Source organism: Chryseobacterium sp. MEBOG06, assembly GCF_021869765.1.
Taxonomy (GTDB): Bacteria; Bacteroidota; Bacteroidia; order Flavobacteriales; family Weeksellaceae; genus Chryseobacterium.
The window spans coordinates 2,190,417-2,208,644 of the sequence record NZ_CP084580.1; the positions used below are offsets into that span (position 1 = coordinate 2,190,417).

The 18,228-nt window shown below is 38.1% G+C and carries 15 protein-coding genes; 5 read left to right on the top strand and 10 right to left on the bottom strand.

What is annotated here, in order from left to right; all coding sequences use genetic code 11:
* The first annotated feature begins 75 nt into the window (after nt 1-75).
* Nucleotides 76-726: an HD domain-containing protein gene (locus LF887_RS10045; RefSeq protein ID WP_236859055.1), complete on the top strand. Its 651-nt coding sequence runs from the start codon at nt 76-78 to the stop codon at nt 724-726.
* A gap of 117 nt (nt 727-843) precedes the next feature.
* Here the strand turns inward: LF887_RS10045 and LF887_RS10050 are convergent, their stop codons facing one another.
* Both LF887_RS10050 and LF887_RS10055 read right to left on the bottom strand, forming a co-directional pair.
* Nucleotides 844-1,239 carry a hypothetical protein gene (locus LF887_RS10050; RefSeq protein ID WP_236859056.1) on the bottom strand — a complete coding sequence of 132 codons (396 nt, stop codon included), beginning with the start codon at nt 1,237-1,239 and terminating at the stop codon, nt 844-846.
* A 53-nt stretch (nt 1,240-1,292) separates the two neighbouring features.
* Nucleotides 1,293-2,675 (bottom strand): MFS transporter, encoded by a 1,383-nt coding sequence (locus LF887_RS10055; protein WP_236859057.1) that lies wholly within the window; start codon nt 2,673-2,675, stop codon nt 1,293-1,295.
* A 74-nt stretch (nt 2,676-2,749) separates the two neighbouring features.
* Between LF887_RS10055 and LF887_RS10060 the strand changes: the two genes are divergently transcribed.
* Entirely contained in the window at nt 2,750-3,598 is an 849-nt protein-coding gene (locus tag LF887_RS10060) for an AraC family transcriptional regulator (RefSeq protein WP_236859058.1), read from the top strand.
* A gap of 159 nt (nt 3,599-3,757) precedes the next feature.
* Here the strand turns inward: LF887_RS10060 and LF887_RS10065 are convergent, their stop codons facing one another.
* From LF887_RS10065 to LF887_RS10085, 5 genes are all read right to left on the bottom strand, one after another.
* Nucleotides 3,758-3,991, bottom strand: coding sequence for a hypothetical protein (locus LF887_RS10065; RefSeq protein WP_236859059.1), 234 nt, complete (start codon nt 3,989-3,991; stop codon nt 3,758-3,760).
* Nucleotides 3,992-4,224: 233 nt separating this feature from the next.
* On the bottom strand, nt 4,225-5,694 hold the full coding sequence (locus LF887_RS10070) for a TolC family protein (RefSeq protein ID WP_236859060.1): 1,470 nt from the start codon (nt 5,692-5,694) through the stop codon (nt 4,225-4,227).
* A complete protein-coding gene (locus LF887_RS10075) occupies nt 5,687-8,848 on the bottom strand; it encodes an efflux RND transporter permease subunit (RefSeq protein ID WP_236859061.1) in 3,162 nt (1,053 codons plus the stop codon). Before LF887_RS10075 ends, LF887_RS10070 begins: the two co-directional genes overlap by 8 nt.
* 15 nt (nt 8,849-8,863) lie before the next feature.
* Nucleotides 8,864-9,949 carry an efflux RND transporter periplasmic adaptor subunit gene (locus LF887_RS10080; protein WP_236859062.1) on the bottom strand — a complete coding sequence of 362 codons (1,086 nt, stop codon included), beginning with the start codon at nt 9,947-9,949 and terminating at the stop codon, nt 8,864-8,866.
* A gap of 103 nt (nt 9,950-10,052) precedes the next feature.
* A complete protein-coding gene (locus LF887_RS10085; RefSeq protein ID WP_236859063.1) occupies nt 10,053-10,511 on the bottom strand; it encodes a hypothetical protein in 459 nt (152 codons plus the stop codon).
* Nucleotides 10,512-11,042: 531 nt separating this feature from the next.
* Between LF887_RS10085 and LF887_RS10090 the strand changes: the two genes are divergently transcribed.
* Together LF887_RS10090 and ccoN are read left to right on the top strand one after the other, a co-directional pair.
* Nucleotides 11,043-11,924, top strand: coding sequence for an AraC family transcriptional regulator (locus LF887_RS10090; RefSeq protein WP_236859064.1), 882 nt, complete (start codon nt 11,043-11,045; stop codon nt 11,922-11,924).
* Between the two features lie 394 nt (nt 11,925-12,318).
* Entirely contained in the window at nt 12,319-14,583 is a 2,265-nt protein-coding gene (gene ccoN / locus LF887_RS10095) for a cytochrome-c oxidase, cbb3-type subunit I (protein ID WP_236859065.1), read from the top strand.
* 263 nt (nt 14,584-14,846) lie between these two features.
* On the opposite strand, the gene LF887_RS10105 is transcribed toward ccoN, so the two are convergent.
* Nucleotides 14,847-15,419 carry a ferritin-like domain-containing protein gene (locus tag LF887_RS10105; RefSeq protein ID WP_236859067.1) on the bottom strand — a complete coding sequence of 191 codons (573 nt, stop codon included), beginning with the start codon at nt 15,417-15,419 and terminating at the stop codon, nt 14,847-14,849.
* A 204-nt stretch (nt 15,420-15,623) separates the two neighbouring features.
* Between LF887_RS10105 and LF887_RS10110 the strand changes: the two genes are divergently transcribed.
* Nucleotides 15,624-16,043 carry a low affinity iron permease family protein gene (locus LF887_RS10110; protein WP_236859068.1) on the top strand — a complete coding sequence of 140 codons (420 nt, stop codon included), beginning with the start codon at nt 15,624-15,626 and terminating at the stop codon, nt 16,041-16,043.
* 476 nt (nt 16,044-16,519) lie between these two features.
* On the opposite strand, the gene LF887_RS10115 is transcribed toward LF887_RS10110, so the two are convergent.
* Both LF887_RS10115 and LF887_RS10120 read right to left on the bottom strand, forming a co-directional pair.
* A complete protein-coding gene (locus LF887_RS10115; RefSeq protein WP_236859069.1) occupies nt 16,520-17,293 on the bottom strand; it encodes an alpha/beta hydrolase in 774 nt (257 codons plus the stop codon).
* 134 nt (nt 17,294-17,427) lie between these two features.
* Nucleotides 17,428-18,195, bottom strand: coding sequence for a methyltransferase domain-containing protein (locus LF887_RS10120; protein WP_236859070.1), 768 nt, complete (start codon nt 18,193-18,195; stop codon nt 17,428-17,430).
* Nucleotides 18,196-18,228: the final 33 nt, after the last annotated feature.

Genomic DNA, 18,228 nt, shown 5'->3' on the forward strand with positions numbered 1-18,228 from the left:
GACATCTCATCCGTATGTATTGATATTCTCCGGGGTATATAATCAGAATACCTTTGAATAAAATAATTTTGAGCTATGTCAGTAAATCGTATGAAAGAAGTAGCCGGCATCCTGATTCCCGACAGTAAAATTGCCACAGAAGCTACGGAACTTCTGCTGGAACACGGAACCGAATTTATCTACAACCATTCCCTGCGTGTTTTCCTGTTTTCATCTTTAAATGCACAACGTAAAAATATGAAACATGATTCTGAACTTCTGTATGTGGCTTCGGTATTCCATGATCTTGGGCTTGTTTCTCATTACAGCAGTCCTGATCTGAGATTTGAAGTGGATGGAGCGAATGCCGCCCGTGACTTTTTAAAAGGGCATGGTATTGCACAGGATAAACTTCAGCTGGTATGGGATACTATTGCGCTGCATACCACCATAGGGATTGCCGAGCATAAAGAGAATGAAGTGGCATTGATGTATTCTGGTGTAGGATTGGACGTAATGGGAGAGGGATATGAACATCTGAGTACCGTACACAGAGAAGAAATAGTACAGGCTTTTCCAAGAAATGATTTTAAAAATAAGATCATTCCGACCTTTTTTGGTGGTTTTGAACATAAAACCGAAACAACATTTGGAAACATAAAAGCAGATGTATGTGCCTTTATGATCCCGAATTTTGAAAGAAAAAACTTTTGCGACTGTATACTGCATTCCCCGTGGTCTGAATAAAATGTAATCAAAGGTTATCTACTTTATAACACAAGAGACAGTCCCGATTCTGAGACAGTCTCTTGTTTTTACCTCTGAGTGCCGTGCTGAATATTTGCCCCGCAGAAACTAAATAAATTACAGGGATATCCATTTTTCTATAAGGTGAAACCACAATGCTCTTTCCTCATCCAAAAGAAACACGGCTGATGACTTTCTCTTATTGATTATGCCATCAGTGATCTGAATCTCTGTGTAAGCTGCCAGTCCGTGGTATTCAGAAGTATTAATCTCTATGTTTTCAACCTGCACACTTCGGTCCTGAAATTTTCCAAATACTGTTGGTAACCATTCAGAAAGAATAGGTAAAGTGACGGTATCTCCATTTCCATTGATCATTCTGAAATCCGGAGAAAATCCGGAGATTAGTTTTGTATAAAGACCGTCTTGGTTTTCAGATTTCCCCTGGAACCATTTTTCAATGTTCTTATGAAATTCTTTGATCTCTTTGATTATTTTTTCTGTGTTATTCATAGAATTAAATTTATATTATTTTAGATTTTAAAATTGTTTAATATATTGTTTCTTCAATCTTGCTGAATGTATTTTTTTAATCTGACTGTAGCGGCTATTCCTATAATCTGAAATCCCCCAATGCATGCAATGGCAATGGCAAATGATTCAGGAAACCCTAGTAGTTCGATCATATTAAAAAATAGAGTACCAATTACAGCTCCTCCTGTTACACTGCCGATCTGTATACCAATACTGATCACACCGGAAGCCTGTCCTGCTTTATCTTTGGAAACCAATGCAATTGCTGTTCTCATCATAACGGGCATAATGGTCCCGTGGCCTAATCCTGCCGTAAATAGTGTAGCAGCCGTTAAAAAAGAAGGTTTTTGCTGAAAATAGAAAACCATTGCACTAAGGATAAAGCCAGTCATCAGTAAGCCCAGCCCTGTACATATCAATTTATATGGAGATAGCTTTAGCTTCGGCATGATCAATGGTCCCATAAAAAACGCGATTCCATACGGAATGATCGCCAGTCCTGCTTCCATGGAAGTCTTGTGAAGGAACTGCTGAAGGTAATAGGGATAACAGATAAACAGTCCGGCTGTAAAATTGTAAAAAAAGATGATCAGCAGGCTTAGTGAAAAAGGAGGATATCTTGAGAGGCTTGGATCAATGAGTACCGGACGCTTTTTTTTCAGCAGATAGGTTTCGTATTTCAAAAAAATAATTAGTAAAAACAATCCTGCAAAGATGATCCCGAATATCCACCACGCCCATTGATATTTTTGTGCAAAAATCAAAGGACATATCACCATAAGGAGAGCAATAATTAATAATAAAGCACCACTGAAATCTATTCCTGACTTTTCTTCCCGGTCATTATTATCCATAGTGAAGTGGATTCCCAAAAGACAAATGATCGTTACAGGAACATTAACAAGAAATATGAGTTCCCATGAAATACTTCCCCAATGTATACTGAGCAGCAATCCGCCAAACAGCTGTCCCACAACTGAAGCCAGCCCAAAAACCGAACTGAAAATACTTACTGCTTTTGGCTGCTCCTGACTGCTGAAAAGAACTTTTATAGACGCCAATACCTGAGGGGCCAGTAATGATGCGCCAACACCCTGAAAGAGCCTTGAGGCAATAAGCCACGTTATATCCGGTGAAAAAGCACAGGCAAGTGAAGCCAGCAGAAAAGTATATAATCCGAACATGAAAATTTTCTTTCGTCCGTAGAGATCTCCCAGTCTACCTCCGCAAACTACCAGCGCTGCATAGGTAAGACCATAGATAGCTACCACCAACTGCAGTTGATGATCACTGGCTTTAAAAGCATTTTTTATAGAAGGCAGTGCCATATTGACGATAAAATAATCCAGTGGGGAAAGAAATGCCCCTGCTACCAGAAAATGGAGTGCCTGCCACCGGCTGGGATATACGTTCATAATTTTTTATGCAAAATTAACCTCTTTGAGTTCTGTTAAAATTGTACTTTTGGAGGAAAAATAAGTGTGCATCAATGGAAGGATTACATCTGGAAGAGATTGAAGTGAAAGAAATAAAGATGAAAGGCAGGGAGATGGTTTTTAAAACAAAGGCTTTTCTTTCATTTATCTATGTAGCAAAAGGGCAGGGCAGCCTTACCTATGATGAACGGAATATTGATTTTGCCGAAGGAAAGTTTTTTATTATTCCCCAACATGAGTCATACCGTTTTGAAAGTGAAAATGCTGTTCTCATCGCTATACAATGTCCGATAGAATTTATTGACAGAATCCGTCTGGAGGCAGACCGTATTGAAAGTTGTGAAAATCTCTACAAACTGCAGTACATAAGCAATAATTATCACGCCAGAGCAGGCTGTGTATTTCGGAATGCAGATGATGAAAGCTTTGCAGGGACTCTGATAATACAGATTGCCAGAGAATTCAGTAACAAAGAGGAAGATTATCTTATTATTCGGAACTGTATTTCAATTCTCCTGAATCTTATTGCCCGCAATATTATAAAAAGCGAAACTTCAGAATTACAGGAGAACAGAAAAGCATTCTCTATTATGAAGATCATTACTTATATTCAGAAGCACATAAAAGACAGAGAGAAGACCGGAATTCAGACCATTGCAGATCATTTTGGAATTTCCGGGAATTATTTCGGAGAGTATTTTAAACAGCAAACCGGAGTTTCTTATCAGGATTACTTGCTGGATTACCGGTTAAAGCTGGTTGAAACCTATTTAAAATACAGCAGTGTAAGACTGAGTGAGATTGCCTATGAGCTCCAGTTCAGTGATGAAAGTCATCTCTCCAAAATTTTTAAAAAGTACAGAGGGGTAACTCCCGGACAATACAGGAAAAAGTTTAAATAGCAGAATGCCCTTCAGTGATAAAAGGGTACATAAAATTGCTGATGAGTTTAGGTTTGCTGATGAAAGCCATATCAGTAAATTTTTTAAAAGCCATAAAGGGAAAAGCCTTAAAACTTATAGGATGGCAGCAAGTTGTTGATTATTAATGTTTTTTTTAGTCTAAAAATCACTAAACACCTGAATGATAGCTGCAATGAGTTCTTTTTCTACAGGATGATTAGAAGATGCGTCGGGTACAATTGCCCTTAGATTACCCTCATCATCTCGTTCGAAAACTACTTCACAGCCATTAATATCAACATAAAATTTGTAACCGTGAGAGAATGTTGCCAGTCGTACATTGAAAATCAGGTCCTTTCCTTTATAAGTTACGGGTAATTCAAATTCTTCCATTGCGCTTTTAGTTGCTATTCATTTAAAATTAGGGATAAAGATCGGAAAAATTTAGCTGATATTATACATTGTTAGGTAACGGTAAAACTGAAATATAATGTATTGTGTTCTTTTCCATGTGAATAGAATTTTGAAATCGTTTAATTAACGATGAGTATTGCCGCAAGCTGATAAAAATAACGAAGCTCATCAAATAAATGACAAGCTTCGTTTGAAAAAAAATATGGGGCTTATTATCTTTTATTAATATCGGGAACGGTAAGAGGATTCTGATCCCAGCCGCCACCCAGTGCTCTGTATACAGCAACACTAGCCTTAAGCTGATTTACTTTTTTCTCTACCAGTTCAAACTTAGACTCCAGGGCATCCCTTTGTGTCAGCAGAACTTCCATATAATCGGCACGCGCATATTTGAACAAATCATTGGAAATGTCAATAGACTTTGTCAAAGCATTTACCTCTTTGGTTTTGATGTCTACGCTGTTTTCAAGATTATGAATTTTAGACAACTGATTGGCAACTTCGATATAAGCTCCCAAAACCGTCTGTTCATAATGGTAAACCGCCTGGATCTGTTTGGCGTTGGCATTGTAATACGCTGCTTTTATAGCTCTTCTGTTAATCAAAGGAGCGGTAAGCTCTCCTGCAAGAGAGAACAGGAAAGACTCCGGTTTAATAATATAAGTAGGATTAAATGCCTGTAAACCCACTCCCGCAGCAAGATCAAGAGAAGGATAGAACCTTGCCTTTGCAGCTTTAATATCCAGTTTTGTGGCTGCGAGTTCATATTCTGCCTGCTTGATGTCCGGTCGGTTTTCTAAAAGCTCGGATGGAATTCCGCCATATACGGTCTGAGGGATTACAGAATCAAAAGAATCTTTAGACCGCTCTATAGGCTGGGGAAATCTTCCGACAAGATAATTGATCCTATTTTCTGCCTCTACAATTTTCTGCTGAATATCGTACTGCATTCCCTGTGTTTTCAGTACCTGGGCTTCAAATCTTTGTACAGCAAGTTCGTTGGAACGGGCATTCTTTTTTAATTCTTTTATGATTTCCAGGGCATCCTTCTGAATTTTGATATTCTGATTTAAAATAACCAGTTCATTATCCAGTGCCAGCAATTCATAATAGGAATCTGCGATTTCCGAGATAAGATGGGTAACCATAAAATTCTTTCCTTCAATACCCGCAAGGTATCTCTGTACCTGAGCCCTTGTAGCATTATGAAGCTTTCCCCAGATATCCGTTTCCCATTTGGCCTGTAGTCCGACTCCAAAATCAAACATGGGATCTGGCATCTCTTTTCCGGGTTCTATCTCAGTATTAGCCTCCATTGCCCCAATATTGGTATAGCGGCTTACTTTATCCACACCTGCTCCGGCTTTCAGACCCACGGAAGGAAGGTATTCCCCTTTGCGGGCATTGATTTCATTTTTAGACATTTCAATTTCCTGAAGCACAATGTTCAGTTCCTGATTGTTCTGGAGCGCCTGATTGATTAATGCCTGAAGATTCGGATCACTGAAATATTCATTCCACTTCAGTTTTCCGGTATTGGTTGTATCGTTTTCTGCCGAACCGTATTTCTCGGGAACGGTTTTATTTTCGGCACGTTGTTCTATAGCTATAGGTTTGCAGGCAGTAAGGCTTAACAAGACGACTGCCAGACCTGCATATTGGTATATTTTTCTTTTATTCATAATGGATCATGTCTTCGCTTAGTGGAGATTCATCTTCGTCTTTAATCATTTTTTTACCGTCGGACCATTTGGCAAATATGTAATAGAGTCCCGGAATAACAATCACTCCAAATAAGGTACCTATAAGCATTCCTCCCAGTGAAGAAGCACCAATTGTATGGTTTCCGATGGCGCCTGCACCTCTTGCAAAAACAAGCGGAACCAGACCTGCGATGAAGGCAAATGAGGTCATCAGAATAGGTCTGAAACGGGCTTTTGAACCCTCTACAGCCGCTTCCAGAATAGAATCTCCGGCCTGACGCCTTTTCACTGCAAATTCTACAATAAGCACTGCATTTTTACCCAGCAATCCGATGATCATGATCAGTCCTACCTGTGCATAGATATCATTTTCAAGTCCCATTGCTTTTAACAGCAGGAAGGATCCGAATACTCCCACAGGCAACGAACAAAGAACAGCAAACGGAATAAGGAAGCTTTCATATTGTGCTGCTAGAACAAGGTAAACAAATACCAGAACCACCAGGAACACGTAGATGGCTTCATTACCACGCTGTGCTTCATCAAAAGACAGTCCTTCCCAGGCTACTTTGTATCCGTGAGGGAGAGCTTTGGCAGCGGTCTCATTAATGGCCTGTATAGCATCTGCAGTGGTATAGCCAGCCGCCGGAAGTCCACGGATTGCGGCAGAATTGTACATATTATAACGGGTAATTTCATTAGGTCCCTGAGTTTTTTTCATCGTCATGAAAGCAGAGTAGGGAACCATTTCATCCCGGTCATTTTTTACATACAGATTCATAATATCGGTAGGTAATCTTCTGAATTCCGGAGACGACTGTACATACACTTTGAAGAATTGTCCGAAACGGATAAATCCCTGTTCGTAGGTACTACCAATAAGGATGTTGAGGTTGTCCATCGCTTTTCCAATGGAAACTCCTTTCTGCATCGCCGCATTATTGTCAAATACCAGTTCATATTGAGGATAGTTGGCCGCAAAGAAAGTGAAGACGCCGGAAAGCTCTTTACGTTTTTTAAGCTGTGCAATAAAGTCTTTGTTTACTTTATCAAAATCCTGATAATTGGTGGTTCTGTTAAGATCAAGAAGTCTCATAGAAAACCCTCCTGAAGATCCGAATCCCGGAACTGCGGGTGGTTCAAAGAATTCAATGGTTGCTCCCAGATCTTTTGATTTCTCTTCAAGCTCCTTCATGATTTCCTTTACAGAATGTTCACGGTCGTTCCAGTTTTTCAGGTTAATCAAACAGGTTCCGGCATTGGAACCACGGCCTTCTGTCATGATTTCATAACCTGCCAGTGATGATACAGATTCTACACCATCCACACCCATTGCGATTTTCTGTAATGTTCGGGAAATTTTATTGGTCTGCTCTAAAGTAGATCCCGGAGGAGTCTGAATCACAGCATACACTGTTCCCTGATCTTCATTAGGGATAAAACCGCCCGGAAGAACTTTATTGATTACGAAAATTCCGGCACAGAAAGCAATAAGGATTCCCCAGGTTACCATCTTTCGGTTTACGATCTTTCTGAGGAATGATGCATATTTTCCCGTTACTTTATCAAAACCGCTGTTAAAAGCATCTAAAGCTCTGGTGAAAATATTGACTTTCTTAGGCTTTCCGTGGTTGTTTTTTAATAACATGGCTGCCAATACCGGAGTTAAGGTAAGAGCAACTACTGCTGAGATTACAATAGAGCTTGCCATGGTGATTGAAAACTGACGGTAGAAAGTACCTACCGGTCCCGTCATAAACGAAATCGGGATAAATACGGCCACCATCACTGCTGTAATCGCGATAATAGCTCCTGCGATTTCACCCATTACTTCTTTCACTGCTTTATAAGGAGAAATATTACTTTCTTCCATTTTAGCATGTACAGCCTCAATCACCACAATCGCATTATCAACCACAATTCCAATGGCCAGTACAAGGGCAAAAAGTGTGACCAGATTGATGGTTAATCCGAAGAACTGGATCACAAAAAAAGTTCCTATTAATGAAACCGGTACAGCAATAATCGGAATCAGGGTAGAGCGCCAGTCACCAAGGAAAATGAAAACTACAACGGCAACAAGGATGAAGGCATCTCTAAGGGTGTGCATTACCTGTTCAATAGAAGCATCCAGGAATTGTGATACATCATAACTGATTTTATAATCCACCCCTGGAGGGAAATTACCTTTCATTTCTGCCAGTTTCGCTTTTACATCTCTGATTACATCATTGGCATTACTTCCATAGTTTTGTTTTAATACAATAGAAGCGGAAGGATGCCCGTCAAGATTGGAATAAATATCAAAGAATTCACTGCCCAGTTCTACTTTGGCAATATCTTTCAGTTTTACATTTTCTCCCTCTGCATTGGAACGTACGATAATATTCTCATATTCTTCCGGTTTGTTGTACTGCCCTTTATAAGTAAGTACATATTCCAGAGATTGTGCTGCGATACCGGAACTCTGTCCGATTCTTCCGGGACGTCCGATGATACTTTGCTCACCAATGGATTTCATTACCTCATCTACAGAAATATTATAGGCACGCATACGATCAGGATTCAGCCATATACGCATAGCATATCTTCGGCTACCAAGAATCTGAGATTTTGCAATCCCGTGAATACGGTTGATTTCCGGGATAATATTCACCATAGAGTAGTTGTACAGGAACTTTTCATCCATACTTTTATTGGTGCTGTAAAGGTTCACATACATCAGCATACTTGGCTGAATAGGGTTTACCACAACTCCTTCTTTCTGTACAAGTTCCGGTAATAAAGGCATTACCTGGTCAACTCTCGTTTTCACAAGAACAACGGCTTCATTGGGATCCGTTCCGGGATCAAAGACAACATTTACCGTTGCTTCCCCTGCACTGGTAGCATCTGTAGTGATGTAACGCATTCCCTGAACCCCATTAATGGCATTTTCAATGGTAATCAAAGAAGATTTTACCAGTACATCTGCGCTTGCTCCCGGATAGGCAATGGAAACCGCTACAGTGGTGGGCGCAATTTTTGGAAACTGTTCTGTAGGAAGCTGCTTCATGGCTATACCTCCCATAAACAGGATGACAACCGATATCACAATGGCGAAAACCGGCCGGTGTATTACTTTTTTAAACATAATGCTGCTTTTTAATTACTCTGCATACAGATCCAGGTTCGACATTACTTTCTGAGGTTTCTGATACTTTGAACTGATCTTCTGGTTCTCCTGAACCATTCGAAGACCATCCAGAAGGATTCTTTCGTCCTTTCCGAGACCTGATGCTACAACATAAATGTGTGGTAGTTCAGCAGCAATTTTTATCTCTCTTGCTTTTACCTTGTTGTCTTTTGTAATGACATAGACATATTTCTTTTCAAGCTCTTCAAACGTAGCTTTCTGAGGAATCATCATAGCATTGGCATACGGTGATGTGATGACGATATTTCCGGTTTCTCCGTATCTCAGAAGCCCTTTTGGATTTGGGAAAGTAGCTCTGTAGGCAATATTTCCTGTTTCGTTGTTAAAATCAGATTCAATGGTCTGTACAATTCCGTCTTGCGTAAATTCTTTCCCATTAGCCATTCTTAAACGGACATGCATTGGACTGTTGTCCTTTTTTACATCCATCTGATTAAGATATTCTGCTTCAGGAACGTTAAAGTAAACCCACATTTTACTGTTGTCAGAAAGTTCAGTAACAAGTTCTCCGTCATCCACCAGGCTTCCTTTTCGAACGTGCAGTTTTCCTACAATCCCTGTAAAAGGTGCCCGGATTTCTGTAAATTTCAAATGTGTATTCATTGTAGAAAGCTCGGCTTTGGCCTTTTCATATTTTGCTTTTGCCATTGCCATTTCCTGAGGAGCGACAATATCTTTATCAGAAAGGTTTTTGGTATTCTGATATTCTATTTCTGAATATCTGGCTTCCGCTTTGGCACTATTCACATCAGATTCATAGAGGTTGGGCATGATTTTGAACATCAACTGTCCTTTCTTTACATATTGTCCTTCATCTACATAAATAGACTGAATGTATCCTTTTTCCTGAGCACGAAGCTCAATGTGGTTAATGGAACGGATTTGTGCAACATAATCTTTATTAACCAAAGTATCTTTTATAAGAGGGCTTGTAATGTTGAATGATGCTGTTTCTGTTTTTTCTTTCTTTTCAGACTGGCAGCCAATAAAGAAGAAAATAAAGCACACGTTTATATACATGAGACTTTTCTTGACCATGATAATAATATTTTATAATAATTTATAATTGAAAAAATAGAGTTCTATGCTCTCAAAATAAAACAGGAGAACATATGGAATTTTCAGAAGAAATATTATGAAATCACAGTCTGATGACCCTGTACTGGATGTACAGATCATCATATAAAGGCTTTAGCTGCTCAGATTGAGCCAGTGAAACAGCAATTTGTCTGTTGTGAAATGTAGTGACGAAGTCTGATATCAAATGCCAGAAACCATCTCTGAACAGCGCAAGAAGCTCTGAAGACGCCGAGGTTTCTACATTGTCATCATTTTCTGTATCGTTTTCAGAAAGATTAGCTCTGATCTTGTTATAGCGGGGGTGGCTGACATTGTAAGAATCACTTGCTTCGTGATCTTTGAGAAAGGCAAAAGAATTTTCAATATTTTTCTTTTGATGAACTAAAATATCAGAGGTAAAATGGAAATCAGAGGGAATGTCGGTGGAAATATACTGCTGAAGCTGTCCGTAATACCAACCTAAAACGGTGAGTAAAGCAAACAGTAAGCTGTATAAATATTGATAAAACCTTTTTCGCATCCCAGTAGCAAAGGTACTTAATCTTTAAAATCATTGCAACCGATAAAGATTAAAAAAGTGTTAAAAAACACATGGATATTCCAACGATTAATTACATTTACTACAATAATTTTAATTTTTTAAAAAACTTGTTTCGGTACAGAAGAACAATTTGACAGACTGTTTTCAATTAATACAAAAGGAGCCTATTTTACTATGCAGCAGGCAGCTTTGCATGTGGAAGATGGTGGACGTATTATCTATGTAGTTTCAAGCACCGCCGCTTTTCCTGTTCCGGGTATGGCCGTATGCCGTATATGACGGGAGTAAATTGATTTGTGAATGGGCAGCACTTATTGGTGAACGGAGGTGTTACACCAATGTCTCATCGTAAGACGGATCTGCATTGAGGGAGCAAAACCTGTAAATTATACTATTTTTACGTTGTTTAATACCATATATGCAACCAATTTTGAGCTAACTTTGAAGATCGGTTAACATTGAATAAACCAATCTTTTCGGATGTAAATTGACCTATAACCGATTGTAAAAATGAAAAAAGCATATCCAACATTTGATATCTGTAATCTTGTGGCCAGCAAGATTTCAAACGACCTTTTTAATGCAGATAGGTTTCAGGGATATCTGATGAACAATCCTCCTATTAAGCATATTCATAAACATTCTTTTTATCATTTGGTCTATTTTACCTCTGGAAAGGGACAGCATGTTATTGATTTTAAGAGCTATCCCATAGAGCCGGGCTGTATTTATTTTATGTCGCCCGGGCAGGTGCATAACTGGGAATTTGAAAGTGATGTTGATGGCTATGTTGTTAACTTTTCTGCCACATTTTTTGATAAACTTTTTTTAAGTTCTTTTGCTGTAGATCAGTTTCCGTTCTTTAATGTTTTTTCAAGTGAGCAGATGATGAAGATCAAAGAAGTGACAAGGCCGCAAATGATCAACATTTTTGAGGTTATTCTTAAAGAATTAAAGAACGAAACTTATCAGAGCCCTATGATGATAGCGGCTGAAATGCTCAGGCTGTTTGTGATAGCGAGCAGAGAGATGGGACCGGACGTTCCTGTTCTGACCAGGACAAGTTACAACTCTGTTCTTCTGAAACAGTTTTTTGATCTTATACAGGATCATTTTAAAGATATGCGGCTCCCTAAAGATTATGCAGCTTTACTATATATTACCTCCAATCATCTTAATTTTTTGTGCAAAGAGCAGTTGAATATGTCTGCAGGAGAAATCATCCGGAACAGGGTTTTGCTTGAGGCCAAACGTATGTTGGTCAATTACGAGCTTTCCATTGCTAACATTGCTATGGAACTGAATTTTTTTGACACTTCTTATTTTATCAAGTTTTTTAAAAAATATACCCGGTTCACCCCTGAGGCCTTCAGGAAACAATATTATAGCTAATCCGATTTTTTAAGTACGGCTGTCATCATAATATCTGCAGGCATTGCCTATAGAGAAGGACTTTTGCTGCCTTTCAAAGGGGTTAATGATGATATTCTTTCTATATGAAGATGCACAGAATAGTTGAGTGCATGCAGCGGAAACTGGATTTACAATTTTTTAGTTTTTAGAATCCTGGAGAACCAATTCGCTTATACATCTTATTTAAAGACAATATTTTCTATGAATAGTACCGTAGATGGTCTTTGTTCTCTCTCTAAATTTGAAAATTATTTGAAGACGGCAAACGTATGGGATAAATCATTATTCAATGGAGAATAGCCAATTCATACTGCCCTATAATGAAAACTATAAAAAACAGAGCGAAGATCAATAAGAAAAAATAAATAATAAAATGGAGTTAGAGAAATTCAGTTATGATAATGAGATTGTCAGGGCGTTTCTATACGCTACAATAATATTCGGATTAATAGGCTTTACATTCGGAATAACGGCAGCATTGATGTTGTTTTATCCTGAACTTCCTGAATTTTTATTCGGTACCGATGATGCAACCATTCAAAGTTTAAGAAATGGAGGTATCCAGTCCCTGATTAATACCCATGGTGCTTTTGGATTTGGAAGAATCAGGATGCTGCATACCAGTACAGTCATTTTTGCTTTTGTATGCAACAGTGTTTATACCGGTGTTTATTATTCATTACCAAGGTTGTTAAAAACACCGATGGCAAGCCCAATCTTATCCTGGATTAATTTCTGGACATGGCAGATCATGATCATAGCTACATTTATCAGTTTCTTTATGGGGATTAATACATCCAAAGAATATGCAGAACATGAATGGCCAATTGATATTTTAATAACTTTTTCCTGGGTAGTTTTTGGAATTAATATGTTCATGACTATTGCGAGAAGGAGAGTAAGACACCTTTATGTAGCAATATGGTTTTATATAGGCACATGGATAGGACTGGCGATGCTGCATATTTTGAACAATCTGGAAATACCATTGTCTTTTACAGGCTGGAAGTCATATTCCATGTATGCAGGAGTTAAAGATGCACTTGTACAATGGTGGTATGGTCATAATGCAGTTGCATTTATCCTGACAACCCCGATTCTTGGACTGATGTATTATTTTCTTCCAAAAGCAGCTGAGAGACCTGTTTTTTCATATAAACTTTCCATCATTCACTTCTGGTCACTGATATTTGTCTATATCTGGGCAGGGCCCCACCATCTTCAATATACAGCCCTTCCTGCATGGGCACAGGCCGTAGGTACAGGATTCTCAATTATGCTTATTGCTCCTTCCTGGGGAGGAATGCTGAATGGACTTCTAACACTGAGAGGTGCATGGGATAAAGTAAGAGACAACCCAATACTGAAATTTTTTGTTGTTGCTGTAACTTGTTATGGAATGGTAACTTTTGAAGGACCGCTTCTAGCAACAAAAAACATCAATAAGATCGGACATTATACAGATTGGGTTATTGGCCATGTTCACCTGGGAGCTTTAGGATGGAATGGGTTCATTGCCTTCGGAATGGTCTATTATCTTGTACCCATCATGTGGAGAACAAAAATATGGTCTGTTAAAATGGCCAACTGGCATTTTTGGCTTGGTACACTCGGGATCGTTTTTTATGCAGTACCCATGTATATCTCAGGGTTTACCCAGGGTTTAATGTGGAAGCAGTTCAATCCGGACGGAACATTAATGTGGAAGAACTGGCTGGATACGGTCACTGCAATCATTCCTTATTACAAAATGAGATTTATGGGCGGAGCGTTGTATATTTTGGGTGCTATAATGATGGCCGTTAATGTAATAGCAACCATCAGACAAGGTTCATTCCAAAAAGAAGTTTCAGCAGAGGCTCCTGCACTGGCTGTTATCAGCAATAAAAGAAGGAAAGGAGAAGGCACTCACCTTTGGATTGAAAGAAAACCTTATGTACTGAGTATACTATCATTCCTTGTATTATCTATAGGAAGCGGGGTGGAGATCATTCCAACTTTATCATTGAAGCAAAGCGTACCTACTATTTCAGCAGTAAAACCGTATTCTCCTCTGGAACTGGAGGGAAGAGATCTCTATATCAGGGAAGGCTGTAATGCATGTCATTCCCAGATGATAAGACCATTCAGAGATGAAATCGTGAGATTCAATGGTAAAAACGGGGAATATTCTAAAGCAGGAGAATTTGTTTATGACAGACCGTTTCTGTGGGGTTCGAAAAGAACAGGGCCGGATCTTCACAGAGAAGGAGGGAAGAATCCAAGTTCATGGCATTATAAACATATGTACAATCCGAGATCTACTTCTGCCGGTTCTATTATGCCCAGATATCCGTGGCTGATAAGCAATGACCTTGACAGATCAAAAATGGTGGATAAAATTGTATTGATGAAAAAAGAATATGATGTTCCTTATAGTAAAGCTCAGATAGATTCAGCCAACTCATGGGCAGATAATCAGGCAAAAAAAATTGTTAAGGAAATTTTCTCAGAGGCCAATGACCTGAAAGAAGCTTATGCAAAAAGACCTGCGGGTGAACTGGAGAAGAAAGAAATCATTGCTCTGATCTCTTATTTACAAAGGCTTGGCACTGATATCAGAACTACTGAAATAAAAACAGCAAGCAACAACCAATAACTAAATAAATTCCATATGATACCTCAGAATTTTAAGGACTTTTTAGCCAATACAGAAAATACAGGTTTATACCAGATGATCGCTCTTATATTCTTTTTTATTTTTTTTACCTCACTTATCCTGCTGGTGTTTAGCAAGCCAAAAAAATATTATAAAGCGGTTTCAGAATTACCTCTTGACGGTAATGACTGATTGGATTTAAAACTTTTGTTAAATATAAAAAGAGATACATCTATATCTCTTTTTATATTTTTAGCATCTGTTTACAGAGCTTTACTATTCAGTCTTACATCTGCTACTTTTGTTAAAAGAGCATCACATTTCTTTTCTTCATTCAGGGTGGCGAGGAAGTTTTTAAGGCAGAAATCTTCTTTTAAAACTTTGGCATAAGCTGCCAGTGTTCCGTATGTGGCAATTTCATAATGCTCTACTTTTTGTGCTGCTGCTATGATACCTGCATCTCTTACAGAGCCTGGTTTTGTTTCTTCCATAATGCTTTTACCCTCATCCAGCAGCCCCTGCATGGCATCACATTTCTTGGCTTGCGGTCTTTTTTTCAGGGATTTAAAACATTCCTGAAGCCTTTTTACATGAACTTCTGTTTCCATTAAGTGGCTTTCAATGGCAGCTTTAAGTTTTTTATCGGTAGCATTTTTATGCATTTTAGGCAATGCTTTCACAAGTGCTTTTTCAGCCCAGTAAATATCTTTCAGTGAATCTTCAAATAAGTCTTTCAGCTCTTTGGCTGCATTCTTTTTAGCTGGTGTTTTAGCTGATTTCTTTGCAGGGGTTGATTTCCCAGTGCTTGTTTTTTTTCCGGTTGTTCTTGTTGCCATAATAATAAATTTAGTGGTGAATGTTAACAGGTGCAATTTTAAGGCCATCTGCTTTAATGGATGATGTTATAGATTATATCTTTATGATCTGGCTCATAAAAATACAACAGGATTTTACATACATTAGTGAAATATTACCAGACAACATTGCATTTCTTTTACAGTTTCAGGTTTGAAATATTGTTTTGTAGAATCCCCCTAATTATGAAAAATAATTTTTTTGACCGGTTTTCGGACCGTGCAGTATGTTTTACAGGAAGCGCCGGAGCATTTGCTGGAGCAAGTTTAATGGTGCTTATCTGGGCTGCTACCGGGCCCGTATTTAAATTTTCAGAAGTCTGGCAGATGGTAATCAATACCGGAACGACTATTATTACCTTTCTTATGGTATTCCTTATTCAGAAAGCACAAAATAAAGACTCAAAAGCAATCCAGATCAAACTTAACGAACTTATTGCCAGCCATAAGGCCGCAAGTAATCAGATGGTTGCTATCGAAGATCTGACAGAAGATGAACTTGATCAGCTTCATCAACTTTACGAAAAACTGGGAAAATATCCCGGAAATAAAAATAAATCAGCTGGAAAAAATAATGCTCCGCAAATGCAGGATCGTTATAAATAGCGGCATATATTAAAATTTATATTTCCGTATTGACCTACAATAGATGTCTAGGGCAATAATATATCTTCAAAAAAATGAATTATTTCTGAGTAGTAACCGCACCAGTATTACACAGGATCAACTGTTCAATGTCGTACAGAAGTGGGCTATACCCTGTTTCTATTGAATGGTATCATAAAAGAACCCGCCCTTTAGGGGCGGATTCAGTAGATAAAACATCTCATTTTTTTAATTAGACAACAATAAAAAGCACAGCCGACAATGCTGTGCTTAAATTTTTATTTCAAATTTAATTGCAATTTCAATAGTAGTAAGAAAAGCAAATAAAGTTTCCACTTCGATTATTATTACATAGTAAATGTAGGAATATTTTTAATATGAAACATGAATTTAATGTTAAAATTCACAAGTTATCCACATTTTTTTGTGGATAAGTCTGCCGAAGCTAAGACAATTCCCTGCAGACATTGAAGAAATTATTGTTCATCCAGATATTTTAATATGAAATCATTAAGCATCTTTTTTTCGTCATCACTGCCTTTATTATCCATATGGCCATGGTTAATTGAGGTCGGCTGTACTGTTATATGATATCTTTTTTGCTCTTCAGCATTAGGCAGTACGCCTTCATCAGCAGGATAATCATTGGAACGGAGGGTATACATTTTGGGAATTGAAGTTCTGGGAAGAAACATTCTCCGGTTGTCCATCGTAATGATTTTATAAACGAGGTTGGGATGCTGATTACCGAATAGAGCTGCCATATCACCACCATTGGAATGTCCTATAAGGGTGAGGTGCTGATAATCGAGATGAGGTTTCAATTTTTTAAGCTCATTCAAAACAAACAGGATATTATCTGAACCATTTTGCCAGAAGGGACGTCTTACGATTTGCAGATTACCTTCTACCGGAAGAAGATGATCCGTGGGAAGCTCGTGTTGAATACTTACCGTAAAGTATCCTTTTGAAGCCAGTTTTTCAGTTAAATAAGAATATGCAAAATAATCCCCGCCCTTATTAAATCCATATCCGTGACTGAAAATAACAATTTTCTGATTCGGAACTGCTGTATTGGTTTTTGGGACGTAAAAAGCTACAGGAACTTTTCTATTCCTGCTTTCGTCCAATAAGGTTAAAGTATCCCGCTTTACTTCATAATCATTATAAGAAGTTGTGTTTTTCTTTACCGAACAATTCGTAAAAAACAAAAGGAGAGGAAACCATGAAAATATTTTTTTATATTTCATTGGAGGAATTCTGTTATATTAATTTTTTCCGAAGATAAAAAAACTATGTTGTAATAGTAAAGGAGCTGGGAATGTTTAACAAAAAAGCTATCACAATATCATGATAGCTTTTTTTAATTTTTAAAACGGTCCTTTTATTTTTTACGTCCGTAGATCAGAATACGTTTAAATGCATAAATGGCCGGATATTTTGTAAACCTTTTGGCAATACGTGCTTTGAATTCCGTAATGAAAGTTTCTTTTTGCTCATGCTCCAGCCGCTCAAGATAAGGTAATAATGCAGTTCCTGAAATAAATTCATATAGAGCTTCACCGTCTTCTGCAATGATAGGATAAACTTTCTGGGAGATTTCTATGTCCTCAATTCCGTTGTCAAACAGAATCTGTGCATATTCATCCATTGAAAGGACGGGAGAGTCTCGCTTAAAATGTTTTAAATAGGATATATAAGGTTCTTCATCTACCATTTCCATGAGAATCTGATTCAGTATATTTTCATTCTGAACAGGCATCTGAATGGCTAGCTGGCCTGCAGGGGATAAGAGTTCTATTACTTTAGGAAATAAAGTTTCGTGATCATCTGCCCATTGTAAAGCAGCATTGCTAAAAACTAAATCCCATTTTTCTTCTGATTTCACAGTTTCTTCAATGGACTGAAGCTTAAAGCGTAGATTTTCATTTTCATACTTTTTAGATTTTTCAAGCATCTGTACAGACGAATCTATTCCTAAAAATGAAGATCCCGGCAGTTTTTCTGTTAAGATAGACGCCTGCTCTCCTGTTCCACACCCTAAATCAATAGCTTTTATATTGCTTTCAGGTTTGATAAGTGCTGCCAAATCATAAAATGGTTTGTAGCGTACATCTTTGTACTGGTCATATAATTCCGGATTCCAAGGCATAAAATAATTTTAAAATAAATGTTCAAAAAGTCT

Coding starts and splice junctions, on each gene's coding strand:
- LF887_RS10060 (WP_236859058.1), top strand. CDS start 2,750: ATGGAAGGATTACATCTGGAAGAGATTGAAGTGAAAGAAATAAAGATG.
- LF887_RS10085 (WP_236859063.1), bottom strand. CDS start 10,511: ATGCGAAAAAGGTTTTATCAATATTTATACAGCTTACTGTTTGCTTTA.
- LF887_RS10115 (WP_236859069.1), bottom strand. CDS start 17,293: ATGAAATATAAAAAAATATTTTCATGGTTTCCTCTCCTTTTGTTTTTT.
- LF887_RS10105 (WP_236859067.1), bottom strand. CDS start 15,419: ATGGCAACAAGAACAACCGGAAAAAAAACAAGCACTGGGAAATCAACC.
- LF887_RS10055 (WP_236859057.1), bottom strand. CDS start 2,675: ATGAACGTATATCCCAGCCGGTGGCAGGCACTCCATTTTCTGGTAGCA.
- LF887_RS10050 (WP_236859056.1), bottom strand. CDS start 1,239: ATGAATAACACAGAAAAAATAATCAAAGAGATCAAAGAATTTCATAAG.
- LF887_RS10110 (WP_236859068.1), top strand. CDS start 15,624: ATGAAAAATAATTTTTTTGACCGGTTTTCGGACCGTGCAGTATGTTTT.
- LF887_RS10065 (WP_236859059.1), bottom strand. CDS start 3,991: ATGGAAGAATTTGAATTACCCGTAACTTATAAAGGAAAGGACCTGATT.
- LF887_RS10070 (WP_236859060.1), bottom strand. CDS start 5,694: ATGAATAAAAGAAAAATATACCAATATGCAGGTCTGGCAGTCGTCTTG.
- LF887_RS10080 (WP_236859062.1), bottom strand. CDS start 9,949: ATGGTCAAGAAAAGTCTCATGTATATAAACGTGTGCTTTATTTTCTTC.
- LF887_RS10090 (WP_236859064.1), top strand. CDS start 11,043: ATGAAAAAAGCATATCCAACATTTGATATCTGTAATCTTGTGGCCAGC.
- ccoN (WP_236859065.1), top strand. CDS start 12,319: ATGGAGTTAGAGAAATTCAGTTATGATAATGAGATTGTCAGGGCGTTT.
- LF887_RS10045 (WP_236859055.1), top strand. CDS start 76: ATGTCAGTAAATCGTATGAAAGAAGTAGCCGGCATCCTGATTCCCGAC.
- LF887_RS10120 (WP_236859070.1), bottom strand. CDS start 18,195: ATGCCTTGGAATCCGGAATTATATGACCAGTACAAAGATGTACGCTAC.
- LF887_RS10075 (WP_236859061.1), bottom strand. CDS start 8,848: ATGTTTAAAAAAGTAATACACCGGCCGGTTTTCGCCATTGTGATATCG.